This is a genomic window from Microcoleus sp. AS-A8, from assembly GCA_039962225.1.
In the GTDB taxonomy this organism is placed as follows: domain Bacteria; phylum Cyanobacteriota; class Cyanobacteriia; order Cyanobacteriales; family Coleofasciculaceae; genus Allocoleopsis.
The window spans coordinates 422956-439856 of sequence record JAMPKV010000001.1; the positions used below are offsets into that span (position 1 = coordinate 422956).

Genomic DNA, 16901 nt, shown 5'->3' on the forward strand with positions numbered 1-16901 from the left:
CAATTCGCCTCGGTCGGGCGATTCAATCTCCGCTAACGCTCAGGACAAGGTTACTAAGCGGTAGTTTTCGGCAGACACTGACTTAACCCCGTACATCATAAAGTCTCCCGCTTTCAGAGCTTGGAACTGGCTCGACACCATCCAAGGTCAGAATTCTAACGCGTCTTAGTAACGTAGCCTAGGCTTGACAAGCCTCAGCTAAGTCCGGTCAGGTATGGGGCTTATGGCTTTAATTCCTTAGCCTTCGGCATAGCCGAGGCGTGACGCTAGCGGTTATGGAAGCGCAACGCCGCAAGAATTAAATCCTACAAGCCCTCGCCTCAAGGCGCGGGTTCCTGACGGCTAGGTAAAGATGATCCATTGTAGGGTGTTCGCCTGTCCCTGCGTCGTTTCACAGGTAACTAAACGAGTGATGCTTAAACTTTACAAGTCGTTTTGCCCATCGCTCAATGGCCTGAGGCGTTTTCTCACAACCTCCCGACCAAAAAGGGACAAGGACACGAGTGCAGACTAGCAGACGTTAGTGACCACCTCTGAGAAGATTGGGGCCGGAGATCATCCGAGGTTGGGGGTAAAGATCAGACTGGGAAGGGGGCAGATTTTTGCTGGTTAGTTATTTCGGCCTGCGTGCACTCTGAAATCTCTTCGCTCTCGCCAGAGCGTTGGCTGATTTAATTGTTCATGGCTCAAAATTGCGTTCCGCGTTCCTGAAACTCAAAGACTCCTGCGAGGCGTTATGAGACTTATTCACGAGGCTAAAATACAGAGCGATTAGGTTCTATAATCATTAGCTTCGTCTCTCTCTATTCACTCACATCCTGCTCGCCTGATTCTGGAAAGTGTAGAACGGGTAAACGCTCACCGCGAAACACTTCCTCGCTGTTGATACCGGTTGTTTGCAGCCAGGAGAAAATAGCGTCAGTCGCGAGAACGCCGAGCAGCAGGGGGCCAACGGCTAAACTTAAGAAGAATTCTGTTGGCCCTTGGGACTGAGAGAGGTTAGTCACTGTCATTTCCGGGAGTTTGTTGGTATAAGAGGACATGAGTGAAGCTAAAAATAACCATCCTGAACTGAAGCCAGTGAGGGAGCTAATGTTGCCCACCTCGTGCAAATATCCTAACGCTGCCTGACCAGAATTTGGTCAACCTTGAGGGCTTAGTTTTGTGTTAAGGCTATTTAGATGTATTTTGATGAAGTAATTGTGCTGGCCTGCTGGGTGATTACCCATGGTAATGCTACATAGTGCAAAAAAAGCTATAAGTATGCTTAAACCGGGTGTGCAATTACTCCAGGAAAAATCATTAGATTCTTTATCAGTCCAGGTGACAGGTTTGTAATGTTGGATGTCGATCAGCATATCCCAAAAGCTCGTTCATCCTCCCTTGCCCAATGGGTATATGGTGCAATCGGGCAATCGGGGGTACGCCTCCGAGTCCGTCTAGGAGGAAATAACCTGCACATTCTGTGTGAGAGCCGCCAGAGTTTAGATGCGAAGACGGTGGTGAATCGTTTGCTCGATGCGCTTGGCAGCCGAGAGGCGGGAGAGGCGTTTCCGATCGACCCGGAAAACCCTGTTTACCAAATCATTCTCTATGGGCGTACCGTCGGTCACGATCGCCCGGATTGGATTAAGCAAATTCGGCTCAAGCCGCCCGTCACCCAAGGAATCTCAACGTCTCAGGAGACAGCGGAGACAGCGGCCCAAACGGTAACCCCGGAATCAGAGTTAAGGGTTTCCCACGAAAGTTTGGCTCGTTCGGGTTCACCCGAAGCCATTTCGCGTTATCTGAGCGAAACGTTGAATTCCCTGGGCGTCAGGGTTAAAGTCCTGATCCAAACTCTTCCTGAAGCCACAGCGCATCAAGACCTTGCTTCTGGCTCCACGGCAACTGAGTCTGCGGCTGAATCATCAGAAACCTTTCCTTTCGATGGGGACGCCTCAGTTCCTAACCGTCGTCTTTGGGTGATTTGTAATTCTGACTACAGTCCCGATGCCTCCGTGCTAGCTGAACCGGTGGTTCAGCAGTTGCGTTCCTTGCGACTCAACGGTTTCCGAGATGCGGCGATTTGTAGCCAGGTAAGCGGGGAAGCTTCTCCAGAATGGATGCTGCGGGTGGATTTGACCCCTCCCGAAGAAATGCTGAAAGAATGGGCACGCTGGGGTGATGTGCAGGCGCTCGCTCGCTCTATCAACCAGGCAATCCTGAACGTGGGCATGGAAGTACGGGCGGTTCTCAAAGATGCGACCCTGCATTTATTCTGTAGCCCCTTGGAGCGGCAGCCGACGACGGCTCCAGACAAGCGCAAGGCGATGAATGCGATCGCAAGGGTATTGGAATCGATCACCCCTCAAGGTATCCAAGCCGCAACAGTTTATGGGGTCGAATTCCAGGAGCGTAAACTTGCGCCTGAGCAAGAAAAGCCCGTCTGGATCGAGTGGCTCAACTTATCCACCACCAACAACCCCACCTTAGGAGAATCGGCCTTGTCCCTCGCCCAAAAGGGACATCAAGAAGCCTTGGCTTTCTTGCTCGAACGCTTACTCAATCCTGACCTGGATCGACGCTTAGCGACTGGCGGCATTCATCTGAAACTGCGCCGCAAGCAAGACTTGTTGCACATTATGAGCGAGGCACCGATTTGTCCCCCCCAAGCTGAAGTTGCTCCCCCCATTGCCCGCTTCCTGCGTCAGTTAGGGATTCCGGAAATGGCTGGAGTGCGGATCTATGGACGCCGTGCAGGTTCGACTTCCCCCTCGTGGAACTATGGCGTTGATTTCGTCCAACGACAGCGTCTGGTTCCAGAAGCCACCCCAGAGTTTGCCGCCTCAGATGCCTACGTGAATGAATTGGTGGCTCCCACCGAGGAACCGATTCTACGTCCCGATTTAACGCCCGAAGATGTTCAAGACGGTCTGAAACAGACGGTTCAATCAGCACGACGCCTCCTGCAACGGGGTTTTTGTGCCACCCAGCTGTTTGTTCTGAGCGAAGACGACCAAGAAACAACCCTGGTGCCTCAAGGCTCAAGCGCTAAAAATTTCGCCTCGTTTCAAGGGTTCCGAGTCGCAGTGGTGTGGGGTTTGTTGGGATTATTGCTCACGGTGCAAGCGGATTGGCTCATGGGTCAAACTCTAAAAAGACCGACGCAGTCCCCCGTTGATCCAACGGCTGGCGAGTCATCCACTAAAGTCTCTCTCCCTCAACTTTCCTTGCAAAAAGGCGAGATTCCTAGAGCAAGCGGCTTCAATTCCTCCGGTTTTACGAGAGATGGCAAGACAAGCGTCATCATTAATAAAACTGAAGCGGAGGCTTCCTTAACCCCCGAAAAAGTGAATGCCGCCAAAGCGGCTATTTTAGCCGCCGCGCGATCGCCCAATCCCTCCTTCAACAACCGACTCTTAGATGACAAACTGGCTCTGTACCAACAGCGACTGCTACAAAGTGGGCCTCCTGACATTCTGATTATCGGCAGTTCTAGAGCCTTGCGAGGGGTCGATCCCATCGCCCTCCAAGATGCTTTAGCCGCTCAGGGTCATCCAAATTTGGAAGTGTTTAACTTTGCCATTAACGGCGCTACGGCTCAGGTTGTAGACTTAATCATCCGCCGCATCTTAACCCCAGAACAACTCCCGAAATTGATTATCTGGGCAGATGGGGCACGAGCCTTTAATAGTGGTCGGGAAGATGCTACGTATAGAGCGATCGCCACCTCCGAAGGCTACCAGCGTCTCCAAGCTGGAACCTTTCCCGCCCTGATGGGGACAAATCGCGATCGTCGCTTTGGGAAAACCGCACAACTCGACAACTCTCAAAATGAAAAAACTGCCCAATCTTCGCCTGCTTTAGGAGTCAGTTATCAATCCATCAGTGAGTGGTTGAATCAGTCACTGGGTCATGTTTCCTCGACCTATCCTCAACGAGATAAGCTGAAATCTTTATTACGTGAACAATTTGTCGGCTTCCTTAAACATACGAATGTTTCCCCTACTCAAACTGAGGCGAACTCTCAGAAATTATCCCCATTGGAAGAGGCCATTGATTTAGATGGATTCTTGCCTCTATCGGGTCGCTTTAATCCTGCCACTTATTACAAGAACCACCCAAGAGTAGCCGGGGATTATGATGGAGATTTCCAATCCTTTCAACTGAAGGGAGAGCAGGACACAGCCCTAGAATCACTTCTGCAATTTGCCCAAGTTAATAATATTGGGATGGCTTTTGTCAACCTCCCCCTCACCAAAGATTATTTAGACCCAGCGCGTACCGAATACGAAGAAAAATTCCAACGGTATATGCACTCTTCTGCTAGGGAAAAGGGATTAATTTTTCGTGACTTAAGCCGGTTATTACTCACCAAACCCGATTTCTTTTCCGACCCCAGCCACCTCAATCGTTATGGTGCTTATCGAGTATCTAATCATCTGGCTCAAGACCCAATGATTCCTTGGCCTACTCCATAAACTATGAAGTGTAAAGCCTATTAAGCCTAGCTGTTACCGTTGCCCTAATCGATAAACTTTTAGGTGGCGTTTAGCGTCGGAGGGAAGATGAAATCCTGGTTCATCTTTCCTCAAGGTTACAGACTTTTTTAAACGACCAATCCTAAGAAAAATTCCCCTTTTCAAGTAGGATGATTAAACCCTAAAGTATTCATAGTTAATTCTTGAAAATTCACAATTCCCCTTTGAGCAATGACATTTATTTCAATTTTTTATGGTCTTTTCTTGCTGAGTTTTCTGGGTCTTTATTGGTTCTTAGGAAGAACATCAGCCGCAGAATTCAAGAGTGTCGGTCTGCGTCACTCTTCTAGCACCGCTACCCGAAGGCGATCGCAAACCCTATCTCGGCTACTTTGGGCTTTACTCATTGCGAGTCTAATCTTTTATGTCTTACAGAAAGTTCATGAAAACTCCTCTACTTCACTTCAAATTCAACTACTCTATATCCCCCTGCTATTAATCATTACTTTAATTAACTTTTCTCTAGGAAAAGCGCTTGGCAGTAACACCACACCAGGAGCGCACGCCACCAATCAGCGCCTTTCTAACGCCGCTTGGCAACGTGCTCAAAAGGCTTGGAATCGACGACGTTTCAAGCTGCTGTGGTTAGGGATTGTTTTGAATGTGATTGGGTTACTCAGCTTTAAATACCTGCCTTTTCTCTTAACCAACCTAGCAACCCTTTTAGGCTTACCGGTTGTTCAAGAAAGCGCAAGCTGGCTGGATAATCACTTAATGGCTCCCCTCGGTCTTTCATTTTTCACTTTTGAGTGCATTGCTTATTTAATTGATGTGTATCGGGGTGCACCTGCGACCGATCAGCTACTACAATTTTCTGCCTATAAATTGTTTTTTCCTAAGCTAATTTCCGGCCCGATCACTCGCTACCATCAGTTTGCAGCGAGTCTGAAAACCTTAAACTTTCCCAATGCTTCAGCCTTGACTGAAGGACTGTGGCTGATTGCTTCGGGTGCTGTAAAAAAAGCCCTTTTAGCAGATCAATTGGCTATTTTTGTGGATTTGTGCTTTGGTAACTTACCGCGAGCCGGGAGTGGGGATTTATGGTTGGCTGTAATTGCCTACGGTTTCCAACTTTATCTGGATTTTAGTGGTTATGTGGATATTGCCCGTGGTAGTGCTATATTGATGGGCTTTAATCTCCCAGAAAACTTTGACTTTCCCTACTTCAGTACTAGCATTGCCGATTTCTGGCGACGCTGGCACATTACGTTGGGAGATTGGATACGCAATTATCTTTACTTTCCCTTGGGTGGCTCACGGAAAGGTCTGGCTCGAACCTGTTTTAATCTGCTAATTGTGATGCTGATTACGGGTATTTGGCATGGAGCGGCTTGGGGGTTTGTTGTTTGGGGCGGATTGCATGGACTGGCTTTAGTCGCTCACCGTTTAACCCAATCACTGGCTGATCGTTTTGAGGGGGTGAAACATTGGTGGGAAAGTGGATTAGGTCTATTAGTTGCCTGGTTATTGACCCAGTTGATGGTATTCACGTCCTGGATTTTTTTCCGGTTACCCAACCTCCAAGATGCGGGTTTAGTCTTGCGGAATCTTTGGGGGCACTCGGCGGATATCCAATTTGCCCAAAAGGTTTATATTGAGGCGCTGGGTTTGGAGCGCTTTCAAATTGCTTTACTTTTAGCAACCTTATTTGCATCAATGGGTCTTGTATTTTTTATCCAACGGGAGCTGAAGTTACAACTCAACTGGCCGTTGAAGCTACTGTTAGTACCCCTATGTCTGTTTTGTGTTTGGATTTTGGCTCCGAACACGGGTCTGCAACCTTATATTTACTTTGATTTTTAAGCGGTGTGGCTGTGGAATTGGGCGCTGGCTTCTCCTTGTTTAGGCTAGTAGCCCCCAATTAGAAATCGGGGGTTGTTGACTCCGTTAACGTTTACTCGGTAGCAGTCTTGACACGTCTGCGTGCATGAGTGCAATATCTGGATCACGTTGAATCGCTTGAAAGTAACGCTGCTGTTGCATGGTTCCCTCTTCTGCCGGAGAAATCAAGGAACGAACTTCGGTTAACAGTTCATTCGCTTTATCCAAGGTGATTGGCTCTTTGGCACTTAAGGCTTCATCAATCTGGACAATAAATTGAGAAAACGGACGTAGCCAGCTAAACCATTCATCTTGAATTACTAGCTGAAAAAATTCTCCCTTAGACTGGATGCGTCCGTGTAAACGCTCGTAACTATCTCGTTCTGAGTTGAGTAGTGCCTTGTGGAGACGCAGCAGTGCAGCACGTACCTCGCGTAGGCGTTGGAAGGGGAAGTCGAGAGGAGGATTGGCTGAAGACATGGATCAGGATTGCGATCGCTACTCTTTTGATCTTGCCATATTGACTCTACTCAAACGTATGGATTGAACTTCCGAGAGGGGAAGCTGGGGATGCTGGGGGAGAAGATTGTGCAATTTAAATGCATATACAGCGAAGAGCTACGTAAGAGTAGGGTGGGCAGTGCCCACCCCAATCATTACACCTTAAACTTCTCGGTAATTCGCTTCATCGCCTCCTCCACATTCTCCCGACTATTAAATGCCGAAATGCGGAAATAACCTTCACCGGCTGCACCAAAACCAGAACCGGGCGTTCCCACCACATTGCAAGTATTCAGCAACTTATCGAAGAAATCCCAACTCGATAAATTATTAGGCGTTTGCAGCCAAACGTAGGGCGCATTCACACCCCCATACACGGCGATTCCGGCTGCCGTCAGTTGCTCCCGAATAATCTTGGCATTATCCAGATAGAAACTAATCAGTGCCTTGATTTGCGCCTGTCCCTCTTCCGAGTAAACCGCCTCAGCCCCTCGTTGGACTATATAAGACACCCCATTAAACTTGGTAGACTGGCGGCGATTCCACAGCTTCCACAGTTCCACATCCGAACCATCGGCAGCTTTTGCTGTCAGCGTCTTTGGCACCACCGTCAGCGCACAACGGGTTCCGGTAAAACCTGCATTCTTGGAGAACGAGCGAAACTCGATCGCACAATCCCTCGCGCCTTCAATCTCGTAAATCGAGTGAGGCAGTTCTGGATCGGTAATATAAGCTTCGTAAGCGGCATCAAAGAAAATGATTGAACCATGGGTTTTCGCATAGTCCACCCACGCCTTCAGATGTTCCTTCGTGGCGGTTGCTCCCGTGGGGTTATTGGGGAAACATAGATAAATCAAATCCACTTTCTCAGTGGGAATTTCAGCCGTGAAGTTGTTCTCGGCGGTAATCGGCAGATAAACTAAGCCCTCAAACTCCCCCTTATCGTTCGCCTCTCCGGTATGTCCCGCCATGACATTGGTGTCCACATACACGGGATAAACGGGGTCAGTGACTGCAATGGTGTTATTGTCACCAAAGATGTCGAGAATATTGCCTGTGTCGCACTTTGAGCCATCGGAGATAAAGATTTCAGACGCATCCACCTCGCAACCCCGCGCGTGGAAATCATGGGCTGCAATTTTCTCTCGTAACCAGTCATAGCCTTGCTCTGGGCCATAGCCTTTGAACGAGGTGCGATCGCCCATATCGTCCACGGCTTTAATCATCGCTGTGCGGCAAGCTTCCGGTAAGGGTTCCGTAACATCGCCAATACCCAGCCGAATGATTTTTGCCTCAGGATTTGCTTGTGCAAAGGCATTAACCCTTCGACCAATTTCGGGAAACAGGTAGCCGGCTTTGAGCTTTAGGTAATTATCGTTAATGGTTGCCATGTTGAATCGCCATGAATGCCGTAAAATAGCTTACTGCCAATCGCTGCCTTACGAGTCCAGGAGGCTGTTTTCACACCCATCATTAACAGGCTCACTTCACAACGAGCGATCGCGCATGGGTTATAGCCTTAAAGCACACAGCCCCATCTATATGAAATCTTGTTTAATGACTAAGTATTTTAAATTTTCTGTATATATAGTTACCAAACATCATCATCTTGGGAAACACCGTGTTAGGTTGTGTGTTGTCATATCCTTATTCATAGGTTGTTTGGGAATCCCCTTGGCAGTGAAGTGAACGCTCGTCAAGGGTTTTTTGTGGGTTAGCTTTGTTAAAAATTATACATAGAGTATCAGTACCTTCCCAAGCTGGGATAGTGAACATTAACTTGATCACCACAGGGTAAAGCTACCTTAAAAGGAATGGCACTCACTTAAGGGAAAAGGGGTCGTTCTTTGGGAAAAACCAAGATTGGGAGGTCTCCCCCCAAACCCCCGGCTGGGGACGTTAGCAAAGCGAGGCACGTAGCGCACGGCGTGTCCCCCAGATCTCCTCGTATGAGCTCCAGTCTGCAAGGGTTGAGGGGTTAGGGAGGAGAGTTATTAAGTCAGTGACATTGATCTTAAAAGAGAAGACGGCGCTACCTCTGCATAGAAAAGAAATTTCTCTTTATGATTCAAAGAGAGACTTTAGCCCTCCCTCAGGTCACTAAAACTCAATAGATACTACAGAACGAAAAACTAACGAGATTGCTTTTCCAATGCACAGTTCCAAAAACAAAAGCCACCCGTTCCACTATCAGGAAGTTTACCCCTGTCCAGTCTGCCGCCTCAATCAACTCAAAGCCATGCCGTTAATGGATGCCATGGCTTGTGACTGCTGTCGCCACATTTTTATTGCTGATTTGGAAAGACAACAGCTAAAAATGGCGGATCGAAACCCTCCCCTAACCTGGCACTGGAATGGTAGGACTTGGAAAGGGGGGCACTTGGAGGGAGTTGAATGGGGATGGAGTTCCTGGATTTTTGGGCTAGGACTTATCGTTTTCCCCACTAGCCTGATTGGTTTTTCAGCTTACACTTTTCCCCCAGAACCGGGTAGTACCTTATCTTGGCTACCCATAGCTTGGACTGGGTTAACCTTTTTGTCCCATCTGGCGATTGTCCTATGGCTGGTGACTGAGTTTTATCAATTTCCCATCGGGGTGTACTTAAGAGTTAGGCGACAGCAGCTTTTTGGTCGTTAATTTTGAATGAGCTGGCAAATTAAATTATGGAGAGGTTAATCTGTGCATGATTAATTCAACATCAGTGAGAACCTCAGCTATATTGTTTCGAGTCAAAACGGGAACATGGATAAATAGACCGTGTTTTTTTAGGTCATTTTTTTGCAAATGATTCAAAACGGAATAATACAATCCTTCGCAAACAAATTTTCCAGCATTATGGCTAATTGTTGTTCCAATTGAACTATCTAATAATCGATCAAAATCCACCGAATTATGCAGTACGGTGTCTCCTTGACTGGCATTGGACTCAACACTTAATTGACGGCGAGATTCTGCCATACCACAACAGATAATAATATCCGGTTGCAGTTCGTTGATTTTAGCGATCGCACGCTCACTCGCTTGGGAAATATCAACGGGTAGGTGCCTCAAGAAGGTCAAAGAGTGGGAGAATGACTCAAGTTTGGCAACTTCTGCGAGTAAATCATCCGACGAATTAGATTTTTGATGAGGTAGCCAGGTTTGAAATGAGGTTAGCAGAATGTGTGACATCACAAATCTGAAAATATAGACATTTGACAAGCCGTTGAGTCCACAGGAGACAGACGGCAACAACATAAAATAGATATAGATTTAATCATAGATGTGGGAGAAGCAGGTTAATGCCAATAATTGCTGTTATAGACTACGACATGGGAAACCTGCACTCGGCCTGTAAAGGTTTGGAGAAAGCTGGGGCGACACCTCAAGTGACCGATTTAGCGATAGATATTGAGCGGGCGGATGCTGTCGTGCTCCCCGGAGTCGGTTCATTTGACCCAGCGGTGCAACATTTGCGATCGCGTGGACTCGAAGAACCGATCAAACAGGCAATCGCGAGTGGTAAACCGTTCTTGGGTATTTGCCTGGGGTTACAAATTTTGTTTGAGGGCAGCGAAGAAGGGACTGAACCCGGATTAGGCATTATTGCGGGTCAAGTGCGCCGCTTCCAGCCAGAACCCGGAATCACCATTCCCCACATGGGCTGGAACGAGTTAGAGTTTACTCAAAGCCATTGCCCACTTTGGCAGCAATTATCTGGCAGTCCACGCGTCTATTTTGTCCATTCCTACTACGTTGACCCCCTTAACCCTACGATGCGGGCGGCAACAATGACACATGGTTCTCAGACGGTAACCGCTGCGATCGCTCGTGACAACTTGATGGCGGTTCAGTTCCACCCGGAAAAATCTTCGACAACAGGACTGCAAATTCTGTCTAACTTCGTGGCCCAAGTCAACCGATGCGCGGAGTCATTAGTCTCAATCGGAGTTAAAAGTTAGCAAGTTCGACCCTTTAACCTTCAACCTTAAAACCTTCTAACCTTCAACCCGATATAAATGAGAATTTACGGCAATCGCCAGCTCAAAACCCTATCCGGGCAAACCACCCGACCGACATCGGCACGGGTACGGGAGGCGATATTTAACATCTGGCATGGTAATATTAAAGGTTGCCGATGGCTTGATTTATGTGCCGGTACAGGTTCAATGGGTGCCGAGGCACTGTGTCGGGGAGCATCTCTAGTGATCGGAATTGAAAAATGGGCGAAAGCCTGCGCCATCATTGAACAAAACTGGGAGCAGGTGGCTCAACCTGAACAAACTTTTCAGGTCATACGCGGGGATGTGGTTGTGCGATTAAAATCGCTGGCGGGTCAATCGTTTGACCACATTTACTTCGATCCCCCTTATGCTAGTGACTTGTACCAGCCTGTGCTAGAAGCGATCGCTGATTACCAACTTCTCGACGACGCAGGTGAACTAGCTGTGGAACATAGCCCCAACAACTGGACTTGTCAACCGCTTTCCAACTTGGAAATCTACCGTCAGAAAGTCTATGGCAACACGGCTGTAACCTTCTATCGCCCCTGTTAAGCAAGAGGGGATTATGGAAGTAGGTCGTGAGAAAGGAAGGGTTTTGGATAATCTGAGTGGTCTGTCAGGGTAAATTTTATAGGTTGTAGGGGTAGTGCCTCCTCGTATGAGTTCCGGGTGCCTACCCCCAACCTGACGGGGCAACCAGGGGAGATTGTCTCTCCCAGTATCTTTACTTATTGATACCTAACTGGTCACCACGCTTGTACTGCATATACGCGGCGACAAAGAGTCCAGCCAGGGTAACTGGGATTAGACCCAAAACAATCCCTGAAAGCAGCGGTTCTACCACGTTAGTCCTCCTGATTGATAAGTTTTTTTACCTGCTTCTCATCGTACTCGCTCTCATGCCCAAACTTCTACAGACCACCACCGTCGATTTTAATGGTATTGCAGCTACCCATCCGAAACCATCCGATCAATTCCGGCTTGCTTAGTGACTCTCAAAATCTTAAGCTATGTTTATTAATCGACATACTTTAGGACAATCCTTTACGTCATCACTTTTTTGAATACCAAATTCGGTTTGCGATTTCAGCTCAGATTAAAAACATTTTCTAAATTCTCGATGTGATAGGAGATCGTTTGGAGAACAAGCTTGCCCAACCTGAAATCTTGATTCGGCGAATTACCTTAGTGGTACTCGCGTTGCTTCTGGCTATCAGCGCAAGCCTCTTAGGTTTCCACTTGATTCAGGTTTCAGACCCTTATGTGAGTAATGTCTTGTCGCTGACCGGTGACTCAAGGCGAGGTCATGACATGTTTCAAATTAACTGTGCAGGCTGTCATGGATTACAGGCTGATGGGAAGGTCGGACCTAGCTTACAGCATGTCTCTAAGCGAAAGTCGAAAATCAGTCTGATTTATCAAGTCACTAGCGGTCAGACACCACCGATGCCCAAGTTCCAGCCTAGTCCCCAGGAAATGGCAGACTTATTGAGCTACCTGGAGACACTCTAGAGTGTTGGTTCACAAAGCGTTTGTAGCTCAGTTATCTACCCTACTCCCATCCCAGATTGTTCACACGGTTTCCTGTCTTAGAAACAATCTCTACTTCCCATCCTCGTCCTTGCAGCAGGTCAGCAATTCTATGTTGCCCCTTCTTTGCCGTCCGCAGTGCTTGATAGCGGTAGCATTGAACAGCATGAAACTCTCCTCGCTGAAACTCCACCGAAAAGGCTCCTGCCCAATTCAGAGAGTGAGTCGAGCCATTATCAATAATCGGGTAAATTGTCGCTTTGGGTATCATCCGGAGAGCGTCCTTGCTGGGTTAAATTAAATACTCGTACCAGTCATCAACAGTGCTGACGCGATGATAACCAAGAAAGATTCTCCTCGTCACCCCAGTATTGATTTATGCGATCGCACCTCGAACAGCCAGACCCCTCTATGAAACATAACGCGGGTTGTGGCATCACAACGGTTTTCTAATTTCTAACTAAACTGCTGAGCATAAAATCCGGCATAACGATCGCCTTTCGCTAACAGTTCCTCATGGGTTCCAGATTCGACAATTTGTCCCTGTTCCACAACAAGAATGCGATCGGCACTACGCACGGTTGCCAGTCGGTGAGCGATGATAAAAACGGTGCGATCTTGCATAATTCGCTCTAGTGCTTCTTGCACCAAGGCTTCGGATTCCGAATCCAGCGCAGAGGTGGCTTCATCAAGGATCAGGATGCTGGGGTTGAGGAGGACAGCACGCGCGATCGCAATTCTTTGTTTTTGCCCACCTGATAAGTTAACCCCCCGTTCTCCCACCCAGGTGTGATAACCCTGAGAGAAGTGAGTAATAAATTGGTGAGCATTGGCAATCTCTGCTGCTGCCTGAACGTCTTTGAGGTCAAAATCTTTCTGACCAAAAGCGATATTTTGGGCGATCGTCCCGGAAAATAGAATCGTTTCCTGCGGCACAATCCCAATCTGTCGCCGCAAACTCGGCAGGGTGACATCCCGAATATCAACACCATCGATTAAAATTTTCCCGGCTTGGGGTTCATAAAAGCGAGGGAGAAGATTCACCAACGTCGTTTTTCCCGCACCCGATGGCCCAACCAACGCAATCATCTCCCCAGGTAGCGCCAGGAAACTCAGGTTTTGCAGCACCGGTTCCCCAGGATTATAAGCAAAAGACACATTGCCATATTCCACTTTGCCTGTGACTGGCGGCAGGACAGTTGCACCCGGTTTTTCCACCACCGTCGGCTGAATCGCAATCAATTCAAAGATGCGGTCAACCGATGCCTCACCCTGTCGGAAATCGTTATAGTTACTTGTGATATGAGCTATGGGGTCAATGAGCAGTAATGCAGCTGCCACAAATGTGGCAAATTGTGCCCCTGTCAGGTTGCCCACAGAAATTTGCCAGCCACCGAGGAGAAACAGCAGCAACACACTCATGGCATACAAAAATCCGACCACTGGATTCTGAATTGCTTTCAACCGTTCAGCCGCATATTTGGCTTGACGATTCTGTTCGGCTTCGACTGTAAAACGTTCGATCTCATACTCCTCAGCGGCAAAGGCTTGCACCAAACGAATGCCACTGAAGACTTCGGTGAGTAACGCAGATAAATTGGAGGTACGATTTTGACTGCGGCGGGAAAACTTGAGCATCTGTTCCCCAAACCAGCCAATTAAAACTCCCATCAACGGGGCAACAATAAAGGTTGCTAGGGTTAGTTGCCAATTGAGATAAATCATATAGCCCAGCACAACGATGAGCTGCAACACACAGGGAGTAAAGTCATGGAAGAGTTTATTGACGACTTCTCCGATGCGATCGATGTCTTCGGTGAGGCGATAGGATAAGTCACCGGTTTGAGCGGTTTCAAAAAAGCCCAGATTGAGGCGTTGGAGGTGGGCATATACCTGCTTGCGTAAGTCTAAGGCAACAAACAAGGCGGCTTTAGCCATCAGGGAGTCTTGACCGTACATCAAGATTTTCTGAACGAGAAACACCAGCACAAGCGTTCCCGCTAATCGACCCAGCCCGACCATACTACCCTGTCCGATCAAACTTACGAGTTGGCCTGCCACTGCCGCCTGTATCGGCCAGAACACCGTGACGCATAAGGTGCAAGCCAATGCCTGAGCAATGGTTTTCCAATGAGGGCGGATATAAGGCAGCAGTTGCCAGTAATTCGATCGTGTCTTCAAGGTGCTAGTCCAGAACAATCTTTGCTGTGATTTAGGCTATCAGCTTTCCTGCTTGATACACAGACATCTGTGTGACTTAAGAGGTTTCCGCCTTTGTCAGGATAAATGAGCCGCGATCTTAGTGAGCGATCGCCTCTCTCTATTATTAGGGAGATATTTAACTTTACAAACTTATGAAAACAACTCAAAGCAATGAGTCTAAAATAGAGAATATATGGGCTTAAAAAACTCACACAAGATACATTTATTGAATTAATTTCAGGTCTGCTCAGAAAACATCTGAAGTTAATTTGCAACTTGGCTGAAGACATTAATCTTTGTAGTCCTTGCTCGGATGTCAATAGCTGTTTAAGAAGGAAAAAATTTCCTTCAGCATCCCACAGGATTCCCTGCGGCTTGAGAGACAGCCCCTCTTGCGCCTTAGCTACTGTAGAATCCAATCACCACCATTGCAGCCCGTTGCTTGTGGAAACACAGCCTGATTACCGTTGCTTAAAATGATTAAAATTGACAGCTACGAATTGCCCACATAATTAGCAGTAATCTTTTCAGGGAGGCTACATCGATGCAGACATTAAATATTCCTAAAATTCCCCACCCCCCAACATTTGCTTCGATTGAGGATGAGCGTATCCATCGCAAACAACGCCTAGCAGCGGCATTTCGCCTCTTCTCTCGCTTTGGGTTTGACGAAGGAATTGCGGGTCATATAACCGCCCGCGACCCTGAACGCCTGGATCACTTTTGGGTCAATCCGTTTGGGATGCATTTCGGTCTGATCCGAGTCAGTGACCTGATTCTCGTCAACCATAGAGGTGAGGTGGTTGAGGGAAATAAGCCTGTGAACGAAGCGGCCTTTGCCATTCATTCGCGAATTCATGCCGCCCGCCCCGATGTTGTCGCTGCCGCACATGCCCATTCCACCTACGGCAAAAGCTGGTCAACGTTGGGTCGCCGCCTCGATCCTCTAACCCAAGATGCCTGTAGCTTCTATGAAGACCATGGTCTGTTTGATGACTTTACAGGTGTGGTTCTCAAAATTGAAGAAGGCGATCGCATTGCCAATGCCTTAGGGAATCATAAAGCCGTAATTTTACGCAACCACGGACTGTTGACGGTGGGTCATACCATCGATGAAGCCGCTTGGTGGTTTATCACCATGGATCGCACCTGTCAGGCACAACTCATGGCAGAGGCAGCCGGTCAACCCATCCTCATTGACCCCGAACACGCTCATTTAACCCAGCGCCAGGTAGGGTCACATCACATGGGATGGTTTAGCTTTCAACCCCTCTACGAGATGATTGTGCATCAACAACCGGACTTGCTTGATTAAGTTCTATTAATCTCCAGAAGAAAAATTTATCCATTTCAGGAGGTTGTTAAAAACCCCTTGATTTTAACAACCTCAAAGACCCAAATAAATTAAAACTTCTTCTGTATCTGTCATATCGCCGATTAACCGTTGTAAAGGAAGTGGTAGTTTTTTAATAAGTGTGGGGATTGCAAAAATCTGTTCTTGCTCTAAAAGTTCAGGTCGCTGATAGATATCAATAATTTCAATTTCGTAATGTCCTGGAAGATGTTCGTCGCAGATTCTTTTCAAATTCCGGATCGCACGTAAAGATTTAGGGGAATTTCCAGCTACATACAGACGAAACATATATTGTTGCGATTCTAGATCTAAGTAACTTTGCTCTAAATTTTCTTCAGCATTGGTGGTGAATTCACTGGAGCCGTCTTTTCCTTCTATTGGATTATTCATAACTATCCTGCTGCACTTTGACATAAAATTTTCTTCCTCGTTAATGCACTGTGTACTACAAGAGCCATGGCCATTCGGGTTTTACCACAGCCTGCCTTGGCACAAATCCATGTTGAAGCCTCGGAGGCTGCCTCCCGTTCCTAATATCATCAAGTCCCTGGATGCCAGTTGGGCATTTGGCAAACATAGGCTTGTGTCACTTTGTTGTCATCTTGAGTAAGGTTATGTGTTACCAGGTTTGTCAAGTGGGGAGTAATTGAAACAATTATTTGGGCAGGTATGTTTAATGTTATCGCCCACAAAATTTGGATTAAAAACTAATAAATCAGTATAAGTATTTTGTCGAGTCAGAGAATCGAGACAGGGGTGTAGTCAAAACCTGGCTAAAGGTCATCCAAAAGTTAGATTTATCAAATTATCCATTAATAAACTTGACAATTGTGCTTTTGTATGGAGAAAGTACTCATGCAGATGGCTGAGTTAAGTCGCGATCGCCTTTGGGTGGTTTAGGCCATCGCTCCTTGGGGCAGTGCCTTGTAAGCGATCGCAGAAAGACACAATGTGAGACAAGCAACACAAAAAAGCGTGAAGCGGAG

The 16901-nt window shown here is 47.4% G+C and carries 15 protein-coding genes; 7 read left to right on the forward strand and 8 right to left on the reverse strand.

From position 1 onward, the window contains the following. Positions 1-803: 803 nt before the first annotated feature. A complete protein-coding gene (locus NDI48_01600) occupies positions 804-1043 on the reverse strand; it encodes a hypothetical protein (GenBank protein MEP0829895.1) in 240 nt (79 codons plus the stop codon). Between the two features lie 294 nt (positions 1044-1337). Between NDI48_01600 and NDI48_01605 the strand changes: the two genes are divergently transcribed. Then, entirely contained in the window at positions 1338-4463 is a 3126-nt protein-coding gene (locus NDI48_01605) for a DUF1574 family protein (protein ID MEP0829896.1), read from the forward strand. 231 nt (positions 4464-4694) lie between these two features. Further along, positions 4695-6326, forward strand: a complete 1632-nt coding sequence (locus tag NDI48_01610) for an MBOAT family protein (protein MEP0829897.1) — start codon at positions 4695-4697, stop codon at positions 6324-6326. Positions 6327-6410: 84 nt separating this feature from the next. Here the strand turns inward: NDI48_01610 and NDI48_01615 are convergent, their stop codons facing one another. Beyond that, positions 6411-6824 (reverse strand): hypothetical protein, encoded by a 414-nt coding sequence (locus NDI48_01615; GenBank protein ID MEP0829898.1) that lies wholly within the window; start codon positions 6822-6824, stop codon positions 6411-6413. Between the two features lie 176 nt (positions 6825-7000). Then, a complete protein-coding gene (locus NDI48_01620; protein MEP0829899.1) occupies positions 7001-8236 on the reverse strand; it encodes an LL-diaminopimelate aminotransferase in 1236 nt (411 codons plus the stop codon). A 761-nt stretch (positions 8237-8997) separates the two neighbouring features. On the opposite strand from NDI48_01620, the gene NDI48_01625 reads away from it, so the two are divergent. After that, on the forward strand, positions 8998-9483 hold the full coding sequence (locus NDI48_01625) for a hypothetical protein (protein ID MEP0829900.1): 486 nt from the start codon (positions 8998-9000) through the stop codon (positions 9481-9483). Between the two features lie 24 nt (positions 9484-9507). On the opposite strand, the gene NDI48_01630 is transcribed toward NDI48_01625, so the two are convergent. Beyond that, the gene (locus NDI48_01630; protein MEP0829901.1) at positions 9508-10020 is read right to left on the reverse strand and encodes a peptidase C15; all 513 of its coding nucleotides are present in this window, start codon (positions 10018-10020) and stop codon (positions 9508-9510) included. Between the two features lie 107 nt (positions 10021-10127). Between NDI48_01630 and hisH the strand changes: the two genes are divergently transcribed. Both hisH and rsmD read left to right on the forward strand, forming a co-directional pair. After that, entirely contained in the window at positions 10128-10787 is a 660-nt protein-coding gene (gene hisH, locus NDI48_01635) for an imidazole glycerol phosphate synthase subunit HisH (protein ID MEP0829902.1), read from the forward strand. Positions 10788-10844: 57 nt separating this feature from the next. Further along, positions 10845-11381 (forward strand): 16S rRNA (guanine(966)-N(2))-methyltransferase RsmD, encoded by a 537-nt coding sequence (rsmD, locus tag NDI48_01640; protein MEP0829903.1) that lies wholly within the window; start codon positions 10845-10847, stop codon positions 11379-11381. 172 nt (positions 11382-11553) lie between these two features. Here rsmD and petG read toward each other — a convergent pair whose 3' ends face one another. Further along, positions 11554-11673 carry a cytochrome b6-f complex subunit PetG gene (gene petG, locus NDI48_01645; GenBank protein ID MEP0829904.1) on the reverse strand — a complete coding sequence of 40 codons (120 nt, stop codon included), beginning with the start codon at positions 11671-11673 and terminating at the stop codon, positions 11554-11556. A gap of 293 nt (positions 11674-11966) precedes the next feature. Between petG and NDI48_01650 the strand changes: the two genes are divergently transcribed. Continuing rightward, positions 11967-12341: a cytochrome c gene (locus tag NDI48_01650; GenBank protein MEP0829905.1), complete on the forward strand. Its 375-nt coding sequence runs from the start codon at positions 11967-11969 to the stop codon at positions 12339-12341. A 40-nt stretch (positions 12342-12381) separates the two neighbouring features. Here NDI48_01650 and NDI48_01655 read toward each other — a convergent pair whose 3' ends face one another. Beyond that, entirely contained in the window at positions 12382-12630 is a 249-nt protein-coding gene (locus tag NDI48_01655) for a hypothetical protein (protein MEP0829906.1), read from the reverse strand. 185 nt (positions 12631-12815) lie between these two features. Beyond that, positions 12816-14540 (reverse strand): ABC transporter ATP-binding protein/permease, encoded by a 1725-nt coding sequence (locus NDI48_01660; GenBank protein ID MEP0829907.1) that lies wholly within the window; start codon positions 14538-14540, stop codon positions 12816-12818. Positions 14541-15105: 565 nt separating this feature from the next. Between NDI48_01660 and NDI48_01665 the strand changes: the two genes are divergently transcribed. Next, complete coding sequence (locus NDI48_01665) at positions 15106-15876, forward strand: class II aldolase/adducin family protein (GenBank protein MEP0829908.1); 771 nt, start codon at positions 15106-15108, stop codon at positions 15874-15876. Positions 15877-15948: 72 nt separating this feature from the next. Here NDI48_01665 and NDI48_01670 read toward each other — a convergent pair whose 3' ends face one another. Next, positions 15949-16305, reverse strand: a complete 357-nt coding sequence (locus NDI48_01670; GenBank protein MEP0829909.1) for a circadian clock KaiB family protein — start codon at positions 16303-16305, stop codon at positions 15949-15951. Positions 16306-16901: the final 596 nt, after the last annotated feature.